Source organism: Rhizobium sp. C4, assembly GCF_021026315.1.
In the GTDB taxonomy this organism is placed as follows: domain Bacteria; phylum Pseudomonadota; class Alphaproteobacteria; order Rhizobiales; family Rhizobiaceae; genus Ensifer_A.
In genome coordinates this window covers 332,792-348,905 of record NZ_JAJNCX010000002.1, presented here as the reverse complement: position 1 = coordinate 348,905, position 16,114 = coordinate 332,792, and the positions used below count along the sequence as shown (strand labels likewise).

Here is a 16,114-nt window from a genome sequence, read left to right as displayed (position 1 = left end):
AAAGACTCAAGTTTATTGTCTAATCATCGCGCAACGAACACCAACGGAGCGTTGCACATGCCTGGACTTTCCAAACTTGCCCTCGGTTTAACCCTCACGCTTTGCCTCACAGGCGCAGCGATGGGCCACGCCGAAGATGCCAAGAACCGCACATTTACCGATGAGCGCGGCGTCACCGTCCAGGTCCCGGCACACCCGGAACGCATTGCTTCGATTTCCTTTTTTGCCACCGATGTTGCGCTCGCGCTTGGCATCAAGCCGGTCGCAACCACCTACATGGTCGCCAATCGTTATCCGGATTATCTCCTCGGCCTGACGAAGGACGTGAAGCAGATCGGCCAGCGCGCGAAGCCCAATCTGGAGCTCCTCTCGGAAGCCAAGCCTGACCTGATCGTCGCGATGAAGCGCTACACTGCCAGCAATGCCGATGCGCTGCAGAAGATCGCCCCTTATGTCGCCTACAACATGGAACTGCTGAGCGAGAGCTACACGGAAGTCGCGCAGCTTTCCGACATGCTCGGCAAGCCGGAGCGCGGCGCAGCACTCAACGCCGACTTCAAGATGCATCTTGAGGAGTTCGCAGCCAAGGCACCGAAGGGCAAGCATCCCCGCTTCCAGATCATGTGGGGCGGCGACACGCCCTTCTCCTTCCACACCGAAAACACCGCCGCTTCGATCGTCGCGGCGCTCGGCGGCGACAACATTGCCGGGCCGATGACGCCCGGCGGCAAGTTCGGTCAGGAAATCAGCCTCGAGACCATGCTGACAAAGGATCCGGAAGTCATCTTCGTCATGGATAGCGGCCCGGACCGCCCACATGAGAACAACCCGATCTGGAGCCAGCTCTCGGCGGTGAAGAACAAGCGCGTGTTCTATGTCGGCGACGAATGGGTGGAAACCAACGGCCCGATCGCCCGCGAACTCGTGCTGCGCGAGGCCGCGCATTATCTCTATCCCGACACGTTCCCGGCCGTCGACATCAAGGCCGAGGCGGCGAAGATCATTCCGGCCAGCCTGCAGAAATGACAGCCCTGGCAAGCGTCGGCCCTGTCAGGGCCGGCAGCGGCCGCGCGGCAGGGACGGTTCTCGTCCTCCTTGCCGTTTCGGCCGTCGTGATCGCAGCCGGCCTCATGGTCGGCACGAAACCGCTGTCGCCGGCGGCGGCGCTCACCGCGCTGTTTCGCCCGGATGGCAAGCTTGATTCCATTCTCGTCTGGTCGCTGCGGCTGCCGCGCAGCCTCGCCGCCTTTGCCGGCGGTGCCGGGCTGGCCGTCTCCGGCTATCTCCTGCAGGCGCTGACGCGCAATCCGCTTGCCGGGCCGGGCCTCACCGGCGTTAGCGCCGGGGCCGTTGCACCCATCGTTGCCTGTTTCGTCTTCCTGCCCGCGCTGTCCTCCGTCTACTATCCGCCGATTGGCCTTGTTGGCGGACTGGGTGCTGCCGCCGTCACTTTCTGGATTGCCCGTGGCGGCAATGCGCGGCCGCTGCATCTTGCGCTGGCCGGCATCAGCGTGTCGCTGTTTCTCGGCGCAATCACGACCTACATTCTGCTGCTGAGCGGCCCGCAGGTCCCGTCCCTTCTCTTCTGGCTATCCGGCGGCTTTCAGGGCCGCAGCTGGCCGCAACTCCTCCAGATGCTGCCCTGGGTGATCGGCGGCACGGCGCTGGCACTTTGCTGCCATCGCATCCTGCAGATCCTGTCGCTCAGCGATCAGGCCGCCGCCGGCATGGGTCTCAACCTCGCGCTCTGGAAGCCGCTGCTGCTGCTCATCGCCGCCCTGCCCGTGGCGGGCGTCGCGCCGGTGGCCGGCCCGGTCGCCTTTGTCGGCCTCGCGACCCCGCATATCGTCCGCCTCCTGCGGCCCGAAGGCCCCGCCTGGTCGATCCTGCTGAATGTCGCCATGGGCGGGCTGATGACGGTGAGCGCAGATCTTGTCGCCCGCAGCATCGCCCTGCCGAAGGAAATCCCGGTCGGCATTGTCACGGCCCTGATTGGCGGGCCGATCTTCGTCTATCTCGTGCAGCGCCGCACGATGCACATTGCGGGGGACCCATGAACACCATCGCTCCTGCCGCCCGGCGCCGCCATCATGCCTATCTCCTGCCGCTGCTCGCGGTCCTTGCGCTCGCCGCACTGGCGCTCGCCATCCTGCTTGGCGTCGTCGATCTAGACCCCGCTGACACACTTGCAGCCCTCACCGGCCATGGCTCGCCGGAAGCGCGCGCCATCATCCTCGATATCCGCCTGCCGCGCATCCTGACCGGCATTCTGGCCGGCATCCATTTTGCGCTGGCGGGCCTGCTTCTGCAGTCGATCACCCGCAATCCGCTCGCCGATCCCTCGCTCATGGGCGTCTCGCAGGGGGCGATGCTCGCCGTCAGCGGCTTTCTGGTCTTTGCCGTCTACAGCCACGACACCGGCTCGACCACCTTGCAGGAACTGCCTGTCCAGTGGCTCCCGCTGATCGGCACGCTTGGCGGACTGGCGGCCGGCGGCTTCATCTACCTGATCGCCTTCCGCCGCGATCTCGGCCCCTTGCGCATCACGCTCTGCGGCATTGCGGTCGGCGCCGTGCTGCATGCCATCGGCATCGGCCTCATGGCCGGCTGGGGCTCGGGACGTCTGGAAGTGCTGCTGGAATGGTTTTCGGGAAGCCTCTATGCGAGGGGCTGGCAGCATGCGCTTTTCCTCCTGCCCTTTACGGTCGCAGGGCTTCTGGTTCTGCCCGTCATCCGCCGGCCTCTGGAGCTACTGCGCTTCGATGCAACAGTCGCCCGCTCCTTCGGGCTCGCCTATCGGGCGCAATTCTCGATCGTGCTGCTGATTGCCTGTGCGCTCGCCGCAAGTGCGGTCGGCGTCGTCGGTCCCGTCGTCTTCGTCGGGCTGATTGTCCCGCATATGGCTCGGTTTCTCGCCGGCCAGCAAAGCCGCATCGTCCTGCCGCTGACCGTGGCGCTCGGGGCGATCACCATGACGCTTGCCGACCTTGCCGGCCGGCTGGCTGGCGGCACGGAAGAAATTCCCATTGGCGTCGTCACCGCCATCTGCGGCGTGCCGCTTCTCGTCGCGCTGCTGCGCAAAACCCCATGAGGTCCGCCATGCTTTCCGCCTCCCACCTTTCGATCTGCTACGGGCAGCGCAAGGCGCTAGACGGCTTCGAGATTGCGCTCGCCGCCGGCGAGATCCGCGCCCTCATCGGCCCGAACGGCTCCGGCAAGAGCACCGCGCTGCAGGCCCTGGCAGGCCTTGCCAAACCGGAGGCGGGAACGGTGCTGATCGACGGGGCATCGATTGCCGCGATGACGCGCCGCGAGATCGCCCATCGCCTCTCCTTCCTGCCGCAACAGCCAACAGCGCCGGACGAAATGACCGTGGAGCAGCTGGTGCGACAGGGTCGCTTTGCCCATGTCGGCCTCTTCCGCCGCTATCGCCAGCAGGACGAGGATGCGATCGGCTGGGCGCTGGAAAGCACAGGCCTGGCGGAATTGGCGCAGCGTAGCCTCAGCGCGCTTTCCGGCGGCGAACGCCAGCGCGCCTGGATTTCGGCCGCGCTGGCACAGGAGGCAAAGATCCTGCTTCTCGACGAGCCGACATCGTTTCTCGATATCGGCTACCAGATCGAGGTGCTGGATCTCGTCCATCGCCTGAGCCGCGAGCGCGGCGTCACCGTGGTCATGGCAATCCACGACCTCAATCAGGCCATGTCCATCGCAGACCGCATTTCGCTTCTGGAGAAAGGCCGCCTGGTCTTTGACGGATCAGCTGCCGATCTCGCTGCCAGCGGCCTGATCGAGCGGGTGTTTCGCGTCGAAGGGCGGTTCGTGCAGATTTCACCCGACGGCCCGCCGCATTTCGACGTGCATTTGAAGCGCTGGGCGGAGCCGGTCGCCCTCTCCGCCTGAACGCCTGAATTCCTGTCATCTGCAAATCCGGCGAAACCGCACTCCGGTTCCGCTGGAATTCTGTCACGCCTTGACCAGTCGGAAAACGATCTTGGTCTGGGTGTAATAGTCGAGCGCGGTGGCATAGTCCGGCGTCCAGCCGCCCGGATGATAGGGAATGAACCCGTCGAATTCGAGCTTGCGGGCAGAAACCTGGAAGCCTGCCTCGGCAAAGATGCGGGCATAATCTGTCACCGAACGGTCCTGAACCACCGTGTTCGTCCTCTCGGCGACCAGCTTGCGCCAGGCCGGCCAGAGCGGATTGTCGGTGTGGCAACCCGTCACCGCATAATAGACGCCACCGGACTTCAGCACGCGCATCATGTCGGCCGCATGGCCGGCGATATCTTCCAAGAGATAGATGACCTCATGGCTGAAGGCGATGTCGAATTCGCCGTCCCAGCCGGGAAGCTGCGTATCCGTCTGATACTGGATCGGCAGATTGCCCTTGAGCGCATTGGCCTTGTCGACGGATTGCCGGGCAATGTCGACCCCCAGCGCCTTGTGAAACGGGCGAAGGGCATGGAGATGGCGCAGGAAGCCACCCTGATTGCAGCCGAAATCCAGCACCGCCGAACGCGACAGGTCCTTCTCCGGCACCAGATCGATCAGATGCCGCCAGATCGGGGCATGACCGTCCGCCATCGCATCCTCCGCATTGGGGTCGATATACCAGGTTGAGATCGTTTCAGATGGAGTTTGCCGGGGTTGATTCATCGAAGCCATGCCTTTTCATGATTATTATACTCATGTTTTAGATAGCCCAAGTCGATCACCCTTTCCACCGTTCAGTTTCCATTTTGAGGCTTCTCAACGGCCATTGGTGCAGGCGCCGAAACGTGAGGCCTGGAAAAGGCAGTCATTGGCGCATCTGGAACCGGCCATGTCGTTGGCAAATTTTGACCATATAGGCCTGACACTATAAGTATCAGGAATAATCTGAGTATTTCGACTCGCACCGGTGATTCATTCGTCAACTCTGCGCGGGCGCCCCGCCCGGGTCTCGGAACCTTTTGCCATGGCAAAGACGACAGACGGCAAGACGTCCAAACGCCCGACCAAGACCCGCCGCCCGACCAATGCGCGCGCGGCCGTCAGCTTTGAGAAGCTGTTGCAGGCTGCGGCAGACGTGCTGGCCGATACGGGTTTCGAAAAGCTGACATCGAACGAGATCTGCGCCCGCGCCGGCCTCACGCCGCCGGCCTTCTATCACTACTTCAACAACAAATACGAAGTTCTCGAAGAACTCGCCGACCGTCTGATGCGCAAGCAGAACGAGAGCTTCTCAGCCTGGCTTGCCGAATTCTCGGAAAACGGGCTTCGCCTTCCCTCCGCCGAAGCGCTGGAAAAGCTGTTCGAGGCGGCCGTGCAGATTTCGGCGCAGGAACCGAGCGGCCTCTGGACGATCCGGGCGCTGCGCGCGCTCCCCAATCTCACGCATCTGAGGCTCAAATGGCAAAGGGTCTATGCCGATCAGGTGTTCGAGGCCGCAAGGCAGCTGGCACCCGAAGTGGCCGCCGAGACCTTGTGGATGCGGGTGCGGATCGTCGTCGAGTTCGCCTATATCGTCGGCGAACTGGCCATCGAGGAAGACCGGATTCCGCAGGACATGCTTTTCAAACAGGTCGGGCAGCTTTTCGGAGGTATCCTCGACCGGCTCGTGATCCCGGACGCCTGACCGGGCGCCGCACACCTATCGGGTCATGAAGCGCGCCAGCCACTTTGCCATAGTGCCAAAGGGCGGCGTGGCAAAAATGGTCGGGTTGAACAACCTGACCTTGGCAATGCCGCGGGCATGCGAAAAGCGGACAAAGCCGTCGAACCCGTGATAGGCGCCCTGTCCCGAAGGCCCGACCCCACCGAATGGCAGATCGGTCTGGACGATATGCAGAAGCGTCCCGTTGATCGTGACATTGCCGGAAATCGTGCCGGCAAGCAGCCGCTTCTCCAGCGTGTTGTCATGGGTGAAGAGGTAGAGCGCCAGCGGACGGTCTTTCCGGTTGATCAAATCGACGGCCTGGGCAATGTCGTCATAGGGAACGATCGGCAGGACCGGCCCGAAAATCTCGTCCTGCATCAGAAGGCAATCGTCCGGCGGATCGATGACCAGCGTCGGCGGGAACCGGAAGCCACCGCCGGAAAGATCGATCTCGCAGGTCACGATCTTCGCGCCCCGGCTGCGCGCCTCTTCGACCGCGTTCTCCAGACGAACCTGGAAACGCTCGGCAATGATACTGGAATAGTCGCCGGCCTGCGCGCCCGCCGGATAAAGGGACCTGATCCGCGCGGTCAGCGCCTCGGTCAGCTGTTGCACCTTTTCCCGCGGAACCAGCACATAATCGGGCGCGATACAGGTCTGGCCGGCATTCATCATCTTGCCGAAGGCGATGTCGCGGGCGGCCGCGTCGATCGGATAATCCGGCGCAATCACGCATGGCGACTTGCCGCCAAGCTCCAGCGTCAGCGGTGTCAGATGTTGCGCCGCCGCCGCCATAACGCGCTTGCCGACGGCCGTCGAGCCGGTGAAGATCAGATGGTCGAAAGGAAGGCCTGAGAAAGCCTGCGCCACCTCGACGCCGCCCTGGACGACGGTCACTTCCGCCGGGCTGAAATAGTTTGGAACGACCTCCGCCAGCAGTGCAGAGGTCTTCGGCAACAGTTCCGACGGCTTGATCATCGCGCGGTTGCCCGCCGCGAGCACGTCGACCAAGGGCCCGAGCGCCAGCAGGATCGGATAGTTCCACGGCACCATGATGCCGACAACGCCAAGGGGCTGATACTGAACCCAGTTGGAAAGCTGCAGGAATTCCAGCGAACTGCCGCGCCGGCGTGGCCGCATCCAGCGGGCGAGGTGCGAGCGGGCGTGGCGCAGCTCCGCCAGAAGCGGTGCAATTTCGAGAAGCGTCGTCTCATGCCGCGAGCGGTTGCCGAAATCTGCGGCCACCGCATCGCAGAACGCATCGGCCTGTTCCTTGACGAGGCGCCGCAACCGATCGATCCGGTCGCGCCGTATGGCTGCAGACGGGAATGGCTCGGCCTGGAACGCGGAACGCTGGCGCTCAAGTGCCGCCTTCAAACTGTCATCCAAGACATTGTCCAAGATCGTGCCCCCCGATTGATTGTCCCGCCGGATGCTGCAGCAAAACTGCGTCTAGACTATCTTATTTAGATGAGGAGCATGGACAATCTTCGCAAGGGACCGGAGGGGACAGCGAGGGATCATATTCGGCCATTTATCTTGATAAGCTTCCCGTTTGCAGCCCGGCTGCGCACCAACTAAGATTGGGGAATCTCAAGCAGGATACGGAGGGGTCAGATGAAATCGGTGGATGCGCGCTATGTTACCGCAAATATTCCGGCCTTCCTCATCCGCAGCCTGATCGCCACGCTCCAAGACCTCGGCCTCAACCCGTCGCGGCTCACGGTTGGTCTCGGGGTGACGATGGAGGATCTGGCCGATCCCGCCTGCCGCATTTCCTTCCGCCAGGGCCGCGAAATCGTCGTCAGGGCGCTTGCGATGGCGAAGGGCCGCGCACTCGGGCTGGAGACGGGAATTCGCGAGAAGATCACCTCGGTCGGTCTCGTCGGCTATGCGATGCTGACGGCGGCGACGGTGGAAGATGCGGTCCGGATCGGCCTCGACCTTCAGAAGGACACGGGCAGCATGCTCGAATTCGATACGAAGGACATGGCCGACGGCCTGGCCTACACAGCCGCAAGCCGTTTTCATGATCCGGAGATCTACGCCTTTCTGGTGGAGGAGGCGTTCGCGAGTTTCATGGGCATCGGCCGCGAGCTTGCCGGCGAGGGCTTCAGGCCCCTGCGGGTCGATCTCGCCTATCCGCCGCCGCCCCATGCCGCGGACTATCGGCGCATCTTCGGCTGCGAGATCCGCTTCGGGCAACTGGAAAACGCCTTCGTCTGCGAGCGCAGCTTCTACCGCATGCCGCTTCCAACCGCCGACCCGTTCAGTCACCGGCAATTGCTGGAGTTTCTGGCCTATAGCCGCCAGCGCAGCCGCGTCGCGGTCGAAATCATCGAGGCCGTCGAGCGCGTGCTGAGACACAAGCTGAGTGAGCGCAATCACATCACCGATGTGGCAAGGGAACTAGGCATGAGCGAGCGCTCGCTGCGACGCCGGCTTGCCGAAAGCTCGGTGTCATTCCAGGAGCTGCTCGACGGGATCCGCAAGGCCCGCGCTCTGGAGCTTCTGGCCAATCCGGCCATGACGGTCGAACAGATCGCGCATGCGGTCGGCTTCACCGACCCCCATAACTTTCGCCGCGCCTTCCGCCGCTGGACAGGGGCCACGCCCGGCGCCATGCGGGCCGACGTCGCCAAGATTTGGCCGAAATAGACCCCATATCGGACATATCCGCCGCTTCATGACCCGGGCCTTTGCCGCTAGTTTCATGACAAATGGGTGAAATGGCACGGCCAAGTGCTGACCCGCGGGAACGAGCAATGGAAAAGTCCGATCCACATATTCTGGCGATCGATCTGGGGACCAGCGGCTGCAAGGTCGGCCTGGTTTCGAGCACGGGTCACGTTGCCGCGTGGGCCTTCCGCTCGGTCGAACTGCTGGTCGTCGATCGCATTGGCGCGGAACAGCGACCGGAAGACTGGTGGAACGCATTTCTTGAGGCGAGCCGCGAGGTTCTGTCCAAGGGCGCGGTCTCCCGCGACCAGGTTGTTGGCATCTGCGCGTCCACGCAGGGCGAAGGCACGATTGCGGTGGACCGGGACGGACGACCCCTCACCAACGGCATTACCTGGCTCGACATGCGCGGCGCCAGGCATCTGAAGAACAGCATGCGCGGCGCGCTGAAGGTTGCGGGCTATGACGCCATCAAGCTGCAGAAATGGCTGCGGCTCTGTGGCGGCGCGCCGGCGCTGTCCGGCAAGGACCCGGCCGCACATATGCTGTTCATCCGCAAGGAGCAGCCGGAGATCTACGAGAAGACCTACAAGTTCCTCAACGTTCTCGACTTCTTCAACCTGCGGCTCACCGGCCGGTTCTGTGCGACGCAGGATTCGATCCTGACCTCCTGGGTCACCGACAATCGCAATGCCAACGCCATTCGCTATGACGACGGCCTGATCGCGGCAAGCGGGATCGACAGGTCGAAGTTCCCCGATCTCGTGCGCTGCACCGATGTGATCGGCACGCTGCGGCCTGAGGTCGCCGATCAGTTGGGCCTGTCTCCCAGGACCCCCGTCGTCGCCGGTGCGATCGACAATTCGGCCGCGGCCATCGGTGCCGGAGCCTATGAGGATTACGAGGCGCATCTCTATATGGGCTCGTCCTCCTGGGTGGGCGCCCATGTACCCTTCAAGAAGACGAGCGTCTTCGACCAGATCGCCTCCGTCCCCTGCCCGGCGCCGTCGAAATATCTGATGATGGCAATGCAATCGAGCGGTGCCGCGAACATCGCGTTTCTCAAGGACCGCATCGTCTATCACGACGACGGGCTCTACAAGGGCGAGCCGACGCCGGATGTTTACGCCGTGCTTGACGAAATCTCGGCGAGAACCCCCGCCGGCGCACAAGGCATGGTCTATCTGCCATGGCTTTTTGGGGAGCGCAGCCCGGTCGACGACGCCTCGCTTCGCGCCGGCATCTTCAACATGAGCATCGAGCATAACCGCGAGACGCTGGTTAGGGCCGTCTTCGAGGGCGTTGCACTCAACACGCGCTGGATGATGCGTCCCGTCAACAAGTTTCTCGGCCGCAAGATCGAAGAACTGGCCATTATCGGCGGAGGCGCGATGTCGAATTCCTGGTGCCAGATCTTTGCCGATGTCCTCAATGTCCGCATCCGCAAGCCGCTCGACCCGGTCAAGGCCAACGCGCGCGGAGCGAGTTTCATTGCGCTTCACGGGCTGAACATCATGGACATGGCACAATCCACCAAATCGGTCGTCATCGAGCGCGTCTATGAACCGCAGGCGGCCAACCGCCAGCTTTACGACGAGCGCTTCGGGATTTTCACCGAGTTGCACAAGCGCCTCGCGCCGCTTTACCGCCGCCTCAACGGCTCGAAAGGATGATGCGATGATCAACTTCGCCAGGGAGAGACAGGACGTCGCCGACATGTGCCGGACACTGGCGGATGCCGGCTATTTCGCCGGCACCGGCGGCAATCTCGGCCTTCGTCTCACGGACAAGCTGATGGCGGTGACGCCGTCTGCGACCGATTACTATCTCGTCCGCGCCGAAGACGTTGTCATCCTCGATATCGACACGCTGGCAGTGGTCGAAGGCGAGAAGGTGCCGACCGTGGAAAAGAGCCTCCACGCGGCCATGCTGAAGATGCATCCGCAACACAAGGCGAGCCTGCACACGCACCAGCCGGTCGCGAGTGCCGTCGCGCTCGCCCACGAGGTCCTGCCCTGGCCCGCCGGGATCGACAGCGCCGGGCTCGGGCCCCATATCGCCGTCATCCCCTATCGCCCGTCCGGTACCGGGATGCTGGCCAAGACCTTCCGGAAGAACCTTCGGCCCGACATCCACGCCTACCTGATGGCAAGCCATGGCGTGATCTGCTCGGCCCCTGACCTGCAGGCGGGGCTTGCCGTGATCCGCAAGATCGATGCCGCCGCCGCCGCCTTTCTCCGCGAGCGCATCCAGAAACGCGCCAACCTCGACAAACCGCTTCAGGCGAGCCTCCTGAAGACGCTGAACAAAATTGAACTGATGGGAGCTTGAGATGAACATGAGCGCAGATATTTCCACCAACGCCTATTCGATCAGCGCCTGGCCGGATTACCCGGACCTGATGGACCGTCTCAATGCCCTGCTGAAGCAGCCGGTGCGCGGCATTGCGCGGCAGAACATGCCGCAGGTACTCGATTACTTCGAACAGAAGTGCAAGACTTCGAAGGCGCTCGCCGAGCGCGCCAAGGAGGTCATTCCCGGCGGCGTGCAGCACAACCTCGCCTTCAACTATCCCTTCGCCATTGCCGCCGCCAAGGTGGACGGCGCCTATATGTGGGATGAGGACGGCAACCGCTATATCGACTTCCTCCAGGCCGGCGGTCCGACCATCCTCGGTTCCAACTATCAGCCGGTGCGCGAGAAGGTGAACGAGATCATCGAAAGCTGCGGCCCTGTGACCGGGCTGCTGCACGAATATGAGATCAAGCTCGCCGAGATCATCCGCAAATACATGCCGAACATCGAAATGTTCCGCATGCTGGGCTCCGGCACGGAAGCCGTGATGGGCGCAATCCGCCTCGCCCGCGCCCATACGGGCAAGAAATGGGTCATCAAGGTCGGCGGCGATTATCATGGCTGGTCGGATCAGATGGTCTATGGCATGCGCGTTCCGGGCACCGGCCGCCGCGAGGCTGTCGGCATCCCGAAGGGCTCTACCGCCTACACGCAGGAAGTCTTCCCCAACGAACTTGGCTCGCTCCGCCGCAAGCTGATGCTCAACAAGATCCGGGGCGGCACCGCTGCCGTCATCGTCGAGCCGCTTGGCCCGGAAAGCGGCACGCGTCCCGTCACGCCCGAATATAACCGCGAAGTCCGCAAGCTCTGCGACGAGTTCGGCGCGCTGCTGATCTTCGATGAAGTCGTCACCGGCTTCCGCGTCGGCATGGGCGGCGGTCAGGGCTATTTCAACGTCAAGCCCGATATCACCGTCTTCGGCAAGGCGATCACCGGCGGCTATCCGATGGCCGGCGGCATCGGTGGGCCGAAAGACATCATGATGACGCTTGCCGGCGGCATCGGCGGCAAGGGCGGCAAGCGCGCCTTTGTCGGCGGCACGCTCTCGGCCAACCCGCTCTCTTGTGTGGCCGGCTACTACGCGATCGAGGAAATGGCCCGCACCGGTGCACCGGTTCTCGCCGGCCGCGCGGGCGACCGACTGACTGCCGGCCTCAAGGAGATCATGAACCGCCTCGACCTTCCTTACGTCGTCTACAACATGGGCTCCATCGTCCATCTCCAGACCTCGGCCGTGCTGCTGATGAGCATGCGCAATCCGATCAAGCTGATGCGCGAGGCGGATGCCCGCAAGCATCTGATGGAGGAAATGGGGGCGGCCTATCTCTCGCGCGGCATCCTGACGCTTGCCGGCAGCCGCATCTATACGAGCATGGCCGATACGGATGAGGTGATCGATGACGCGCTCAACCGTTTCGAAGACGTCTTCAAGCTGGTGTGACGGACATGGACGCATCCCGCACCGCCATAGAGGAAACCCTCGGCCTCGCCGCCGCACGCCTTGCCGGCAAGGGGCTCCTCAAGCCCGGCGATACGCTCTCGCAGCGCATCCCGGAACAGAATGCCGTGGTCCTGACCCATGTCACGGCAGGTCAGGACGTGCCGGAAGCTTTCGTGTGGTCTGACCTCGGCGGGACGCCCATGGATCTGCACCACATGATCTACGGCGCCCGCCCCGATGTCGGGGCAATTGCGGCTGGCCAGTTCACCTGGACGAGCATGCTGTCTCGCCTCGACCTCTCGCTGCCGCCGATCTTCGACGAGCAGATCCGCCAGCTGGGCGTCGAAGGACGCCGGGTTGCCCGGCGGGCCGCCGACCGCAGCGCCTTTCCGGCCCTGCAGAACGGCGCGAACGCCTATTGCCTCGATGACATTTCGATCTGTCTGGGCATGGGGCTGGAACGGTTGCTGCTGAACATCGAAATCCTTGAGAAATCCGCAGAAAGCTTCGTTCTCGCCGCCGGCGCCGGCCTCAAGGTGCGGCGCATCCCGTGGCTCATCAAGTTCATCGCCAATGGCCGCCTGAAAAAGGACCAGAAGGACGCCGCCGAACGGCACCTGCGCGGCGAACGCTCGATCCTGAAGGCGGGCTATTGAACGGCCAAGGTCAGGGCCACTCTGCCAGTCCCCTCGCCGGTCACGTTGGCGATGACGTAGAGGTTCTTTACCGGGACAGGGTAGCCACTCCGCCAAATGGTGCATAAACAAGGACCGGCACCGGGGTGGCAGCCCCGGTGCCGGTCCATTTTTCTTGGTTCACCCGTGTCCGGCTACATCATGCCGAGCATGCGCGGCAGGAAGGTCGAGATCGCCGGGACGTAGGTGATGAACAGCAGGAAGACGAGCATGGCGAGTAGCCATGGCATGACCGCGACCGTCAGTTCCGTGATCCCCATTCGGGTGATGCCGGAGGCAACGTAGAGGTTCAGCCCCACCGGAGGGTGGCACATGCCGACTTCCATGTTGACCACGATCATAATGCCGAAATGGACCGGGTCGATGCCGAGCTTGATCGCCACCGGGAAGAGGATCGGCGCCATGATGAGGACGATGGAGGACGGTTCCATGAAGTTGCCGGCGGCCAGCAGCAGCAGGTTGACGGCGATGAGGAACATCCACCAGTTCAGGCCGGAATTCACCATCCATTCGCCCAGCGCCTGCGGGATGTTCTCGCTGGTCATGAGGTAGGAGAAGAGCACGGCATTGGTGATGATGTAGAGCAGCATCGCCGACATGTTGGCGGACGAAAGAAGCACGCGCGGCACATCCGAGAGCTTCAGGTCCTTGTAGACGAAGACCGAGATGACGAAGGCATAGACGGCGCTCATGGCGGCGGCTTCGGTCGGCGTGAAGGCGCCGGTATAGATGCCACCGATGACGATGACGATCAGCAGCAGCCCCCAGGCCGCCTTGCGGAACGTTCCGAGACGCTGGGTCCAGCTTGCCTTCGGCAGGCGCGGATAGTCATTGCGCCAGGCGATCCACCACGTCACGGCGGCCAGGACGCCTGCGAGGATGAGGCCCGGAATGACACCCGCGATGAAGAGCTGGCCCACGGAGGCAGCGGATACGACCTTGCCATCCGGCCCGGTCGCCGTGATGCCCGATGTCGCCACCGAATACATGACCATGACAATGGACGGCGGGATCAGGATGCCAAGCGCACCCGACGTGGTGATGACGCCGGCCCCGAAGCGTGTCGGGAAGCCCTGCTTCACCATGGCTGGCAGGATGACCGAACCGATGGCGACGACCGTTGCCGGCGAGGAGCCGGAGACGGCGGCAAAGAGCGCGCAGGCCATGACGCCGGCAAGGCCCAGACCGCCATGCCAGTGCCCGACCATGGACGAGGCGAAGTTGATCATGCGCCTTGCGACCCCGCCATGGGTCAGGAAGTTGCCGGCGAGAATAAAGAACGGGATCGCCATGATCTCGAACTTCTCGATGCCGGTGAAGAGTTTCAGCGCCACCGTGTCCACCGGCACGGAGGTCATGAGATACATGAAGGCCAGAACGGTGAGGCCGAGTGCGATCGAGATCGGCATGCCGGTGAGCATGAGGGCGATCAGACCGCCGAAAATAATGGCTGCGGTCATGTCAGCGATCCTTTGGTGTCAGCGGGCTGTGAGCAATGGCATCTTCGATCTCGTCCATGCCGTCGACATGGCCGTGGTCGTGATGCGGCAGTTCGCCGGTGCGCAGATAGCCATAGGCCACCTGCAGGAAGCGGAAGCACATCAGCGATGACCCGAGCGGGATGGCGAGATAGACAATCCACATCGGCAGTTCGAGATCGGGCGAGATCGACGAGACGCTATACATGTGCCAGACGAAATTGGCGCCCAGCGCCGCGATCGTGCCGGTGAAGAAGGCACCTGCACAAAGGCCGAAGAGGATGAAGGCAAAGCGTCGCTCCGGGCTCAGCCGGTTGATCACGACATCGATGCCGACATGGATGCCCGTGCGCACGCCATAGGCGGCGCCGAACTTCGCCATCCAGACGAACATGATGATGCAGAGTTCCTGCGCCCAGATGAGATTGACCGCCTTCAGCCCGAAATAGGAGCTCTTGGCGATGCCGAACAGCAGGGTGTAGTCGTGCACGCGTGCGTAGGTGATGAGCGATGCGAGCCCGCTCAGCGCATAGCGATGCGTGACAGAGGCGAAAATGATCACGGTGGCAGCCGCAATCAACGAGGCGATGAGGATTTCCTCAAGCCGGTCCAATAGGCGCAGCATGATACGTTGTCCCGGAAACTGACGTTGAAACTGGCAATCGGGCCCGCCGTTTCCGACAGGCCCGGTCAGGTCTTGCGGGTTACTTCGTTCCCGCTGCCGCCTCGGTGCGCTTGACGAGGTCTGCGCCGATGCGATCCGCCATCTGCTTGCGAACCGGGGCAAGCGTGGTGCGCCAGAGTTTCAGCTCGTCCTCAGTCAGATCGTGGAACTGGGTCGTGCCGGCGGCCTTCATGGCGGTCATCGCCTTTTCGTTTTCTTCCTTCGCGATGCCGTTGGCATAGTCGGTCGACTCGTCCATCGCCTTGTCGAGCGAGGTGCGGACATCCTGCGGCAGTCCGTCCCAGAACTTCTTGTTCACGATCACCGCATAGCCGAGATAGCCGTGGTTGGAGTTCGTGGCGAACTTCTGCACTTCATGCATCTTCTGGGTATACATGTTCGACGGCGGGTTTTCCGTGCCATCGACAACGCCGGTCTGCAGCGCCTGGTAGACTTCCGAGAAGGCCATGACCTGCGGAACGGCACCGAGCGCATTCATCTCGGCTTCGAGAACCTTGGACGACTGGATGCGCATCTTCAGGCCAAGGAAGTCTTCGGGCTTGTTGATCTTGGAATTGGCGCTCATGATCTTGAAGCCGTTGTCCCAATAGGCCAGGCCCTGGATGCCCTTGTCGGCGAGCTTGTCGAGGAGTTCCTTGCCGACTGCGCCCTTCGTCACCTTGTGGAGAGCGTCATAGTCCGGGAAGATGTAGGGAAGATCGAAGACTTCGAATTCCTTGATGCCGAGCGGGCCGAACTTGGCGAGCGACGGCGCGAGCATCTGGACGGCGCCAAGCTGCAGGGCCTCCAGCTCTTCCTTGTCTTTCAGCAGCTGCGAGTTCGGGTAGATTTCGACCTTTACGGCGCCGTTCGTGTATTTTTCGGCCAGTTCCTTGAACTTGTCCGCGCCCTTGCCCTTCGGCGTGTTGGGAGCCACGACGTGGCTGAACTTGATGACGATCGGATCGGCGGCGAGCGCCATGCCGGCCGAAAGGCCAAAAGCAAGAATGCCCGCGGCGATGGTCGTGGACTTCATGAGATTGCGGCGATTGATCATTGATTTGTCCTCCTTCAATCAGTCCGGCGCAGCGATCCAGGTCCTCTCCCTCGCTGCTCCGGTATGCTGGTTTGATACGGCGCCCCCTTCTGATTTTCCATTGT

15 protein-coding genes are annotated in these 16,114 nt (G+C 62.7%); 10 read left to right on the top strand and 5 right to left on the bottom strand.

Translation table 11 applies throughout. The features are described 5' to 3' along the window. Positions 1-120 precede the first annotated feature (120 nt). The 4 genes from LQK84_RS05210 to LQK84_RS05195 are packed head-to-tail and all read left to right on the top strand — an operon-like array spanning position 121 to position 3,903. The gene (locus tag LQK84_RS05210; protein WP_230827602.1) at positions 121-1,026 is read left to right on the top strand and encodes an ABC transporter substrate-binding protein; all 906 of its coding nucleotides are present in this window, start codon (positions 121-123) and stop codon (positions 1,024-1,026) included. Further along, positions 1,023-2,057, top strand: coding sequence for a FecCD family ABC transporter permease (locus LQK84_RS05205; protein ID WP_230827601.1), 1,035 nt, complete (start codon positions 1,023-1,025; stop codon positions 2,055-2,057). The genes LQK84_RS05210 and LQK84_RS05205 overlap by 4 nt, the downstream gene beginning before the upstream one ends. Beyond that, positions 2,054-3,091, top strand: coding sequence for a FecCD family ABC transporter permease (locus tag LQK84_RS05200; RefSeq protein WP_230827599.1), 1,038 nt, complete (start codon positions 2,054-2,056; stop codon positions 3,089-3,091). The genes LQK84_RS05205 and LQK84_RS05200 overlap by 4 nt, the downstream gene beginning before the upstream one ends. Before the next feature lie 8 nt (positions 3,092-3,099). Beyond that, a complete protein-coding gene (locus LQK84_RS05195) occupies positions 3,100-3,903 on the top strand; it encodes an ABC transporter ATP-binding protein (protein WP_230827598.1) in 804 nt (267 codons plus the stop codon). A gap of 63 nt (positions 3,904-3,966) precedes the next feature. Here the strand turns inward: LQK84_RS05195 and LQK84_RS05190 are convergent, their stop codons facing one another. Beyond that, complete coding sequence (locus tag LQK84_RS05190) at positions 3,967-4,659, bottom strand: class I SAM-dependent methyltransferase (protein ID WP_442966894.1); 693 nt, start codon at positions 4,657-4,659, stop codon at positions 3,967-3,969. A 301-nt stretch (positions 4,660-4,960) separates the two neighbouring features. Between LQK84_RS05190 and LQK84_RS05185 the strand changes: the two genes are divergently transcribed. After that, positions 4,961-5,620, top strand: a complete 660-nt coding sequence (locus tag LQK84_RS05185; RefSeq protein WP_230827596.1) for a TetR/AcrR family transcriptional regulator — start codon at positions 4,961-4,963, stop codon at positions 5,618-5,620. Positions 5,621-5,635: 15 nt separating this feature from the next. Here LQK84_RS05185 and LQK84_RS05180 read toward each other — a convergent pair whose 3' ends face one another. Continuing rightward, positions 5,636-7,042: a coniferyl aldehyde dehydrogenase gene (locus LQK84_RS05180; RefSeq protein WP_230827595.1), complete on the bottom strand. Its 1,407-nt coding sequence runs from the start codon at positions 7,040-7,042 to the stop codon at positions 5,636-5,638. 216 nt (positions 7,043-7,258) lie between these two features. On the opposite strand from LQK84_RS05180, the gene LQK84_RS05175 reads away from it, so the two are divergent. From LQK84_RS05175 to LQK84_RS05155, 5 genes are all read left to right on the top strand, one after another. Then, positions 7,259-8,299 carry an AraC family transcriptional regulator gene (locus LQK84_RS05175; protein WP_230827594.1) on the top strand — a complete coding sequence of 347 codons (1,041 nt, stop codon included), beginning with the start codon at positions 7,259-7,261 and terminating at the stop codon, positions 8,297-8,299. A gap of 107 nt (positions 8,300-8,406) precedes the next feature. After that, positions 8,407-9,993 carry a xylulokinase gene (locus LQK84_RS05170; protein ID WP_230827592.1) on the top strand — a complete coding sequence of 529 codons (1,587 nt, stop codon included), beginning with the start codon at positions 8,407-8,409 and terminating at the stop codon, positions 9,991-9,993. Positions 9,994-9,997: 4 nt separating this feature from the next. Continuing rightward, the gene (locus LQK84_RS05165; RefSeq protein WP_230827591.1) at positions 9,998-10,651 is read left to right on the top strand and encodes a class II aldolase/adducin family protein; all 654 of its coding nucleotides are present in this window, start codon (positions 9,998-10,000) and stop codon (positions 10,649-10,651) included. A 7-nt stretch (positions 10,652-10,658) separates the two neighbouring features. Further along, complete coding sequence (locus LQK84_RS05160) at positions 10,659-12,116, top strand: aspartate aminotransferase family protein (protein ID WP_230827590.1); 1,458 nt, start codon at positions 10,659-10,661, stop codon at positions 12,114-12,116. Positions 12,117-12,121: 5 nt separating this feature from the next. Beyond that, on the top strand, positions 12,122-12,772 hold the full coding sequence (locus tag LQK84_RS05155; RefSeq protein ID WP_230827589.1) for a hypothetical protein: 651 nt from the start codon (positions 12,122-12,124) through the stop codon (positions 12,770-12,772). A gap of 173 nt (positions 12,773-12,945) precedes the next feature. Here the strand turns inward: LQK84_RS05155 and LQK84_RS05150 are convergent, their stop codons facing one another. The 3 genes from LQK84_RS05150 to LQK84_RS05140 all read right to left on the bottom strand — a co-directional run bounded on the left by LQK84_RS05150 (position 12,946) and on the right by LQK84_RS05140 (position 15,989). Beyond that, complete coding sequence (locus LQK84_RS05150; RefSeq protein WP_230827588.1) at positions 12,946-14,271, bottom strand: TRAP transporter large permease; 1,326 nt, start codon at positions 14,269-14,271, stop codon at positions 12,946-12,948. A gap of 1 nt (position 14,272) precedes the next feature. Then, the gene (locus LQK84_RS05145) at positions 14,273-14,914 is read right to left on the bottom strand and encodes a TRAP transporter small permease (RefSeq protein WP_230827587.1); all 642 of its coding nucleotides are present in this window, start codon (positions 14,912-14,914) and stop codon (positions 14,273-14,275) included. 79 nt (positions 14,915-14,993) lie between these two features. Next, positions 14,994-15,989, bottom strand: a complete 996-nt coding sequence (locus LQK84_RS05140; RefSeq protein WP_230827847.1) for a TRAP transporter substrate-binding protein — start codon at positions 15,987-15,989, stop codon at positions 14,994-14,996. Between the last annotated feature and the right edge of the window lie 125 nt (positions 15,990-16,114).

Coding starts and splice junctions, on each gene's coding strand:
- LQK84_RS05185 (WP_230827596.1), top strand. CDS start 4,961: ATGGCAAAGACGACAGACGGCAAGACGTCCAAACGCCCGACCAAGACC.
- LQK84_RS05170 (WP_230827592.1), top strand. CDS start 8,407: ATGGAAAAGTCCGATCCACATATTCTGGCGATCGATCTGGGGACCAGC.
- LQK84_RS05160 (WP_230827590.1), top strand. CDS start 10,659: ATGAGCGCAGATATTTCCACCAACGCCTATTCGATCAGCGCCTGGCCG.
- LQK84_RS05205 (WP_230827601.1), top strand. CDS start 1,023: ATGACAGCCCTGGCAAGCGTCGGCCCTGTCAGGGCCGGCAGCGGCCGC.
- LQK84_RS05145 (WP_230827587.1), bottom strand. CDS start 14,914: ATGCTGCGCCTATTGGACCGGCTTGAGGAAATCCTCATCGCCTCGTTG.
- LQK84_RS05210 (WP_230827602.1), top strand. CDS start 121: ATGGGCCACGCCGAAGATGCCAAGAACCGCACATTTACCGATGAGCGC.
- LQK84_RS05165 (WP_230827591.1), top strand. CDS start 9,998: ATGATCAACTTCGCCAGGGAGAGACAGGACGTCGCCGACATGTGCCGG.
- LQK84_RS05140 (WP_230827847.1), bottom strand. CDS start 15,989: ATGAAGTCCACGACCATCGCCGCGGGCATTCTTGCTTTTGGCCTTTCG.
- LQK84_RS05175 (WP_230827594.1), top strand. CDS start 7,259: ATGAAATCGGTGGATGCGCGCTATGTTACCGCAAATATTCCGGCCTTC.
- LQK84_RS05190 (WP_442966894.1), bottom strand. CDS start 4,659: ATGAATCAACCCCGGCAAACTCCATCTGAAACGATCTCAACCTGGTAT.
- LQK84_RS05195 (WP_230827598.1), top strand. CDS start 3,100: ATGCTTTCCGCCTCCCACCTTTCGATCTGCTACGGGCAGCGCAAGGCG.
- LQK84_RS05200 (WP_230827599.1), top strand. CDS start 2,054: ATGAACACCATCGCTCCTGCCGCCCGGCGCCGCCATCATGCCTATCTC.
- LQK84_RS05150 (WP_230827588.1), bottom strand. CDS start 14,271: ATGACCGCAGCCATTATTTTCGGCGGTCTGATCGCCCTCATGCTCACC.
- LQK84_RS05155 (WP_230827589.1), top strand. CDS start 12,122: ATGGACGCATCCCGCACCGCCATAGAGGAAACCCTCGGCCTCGCCGCC.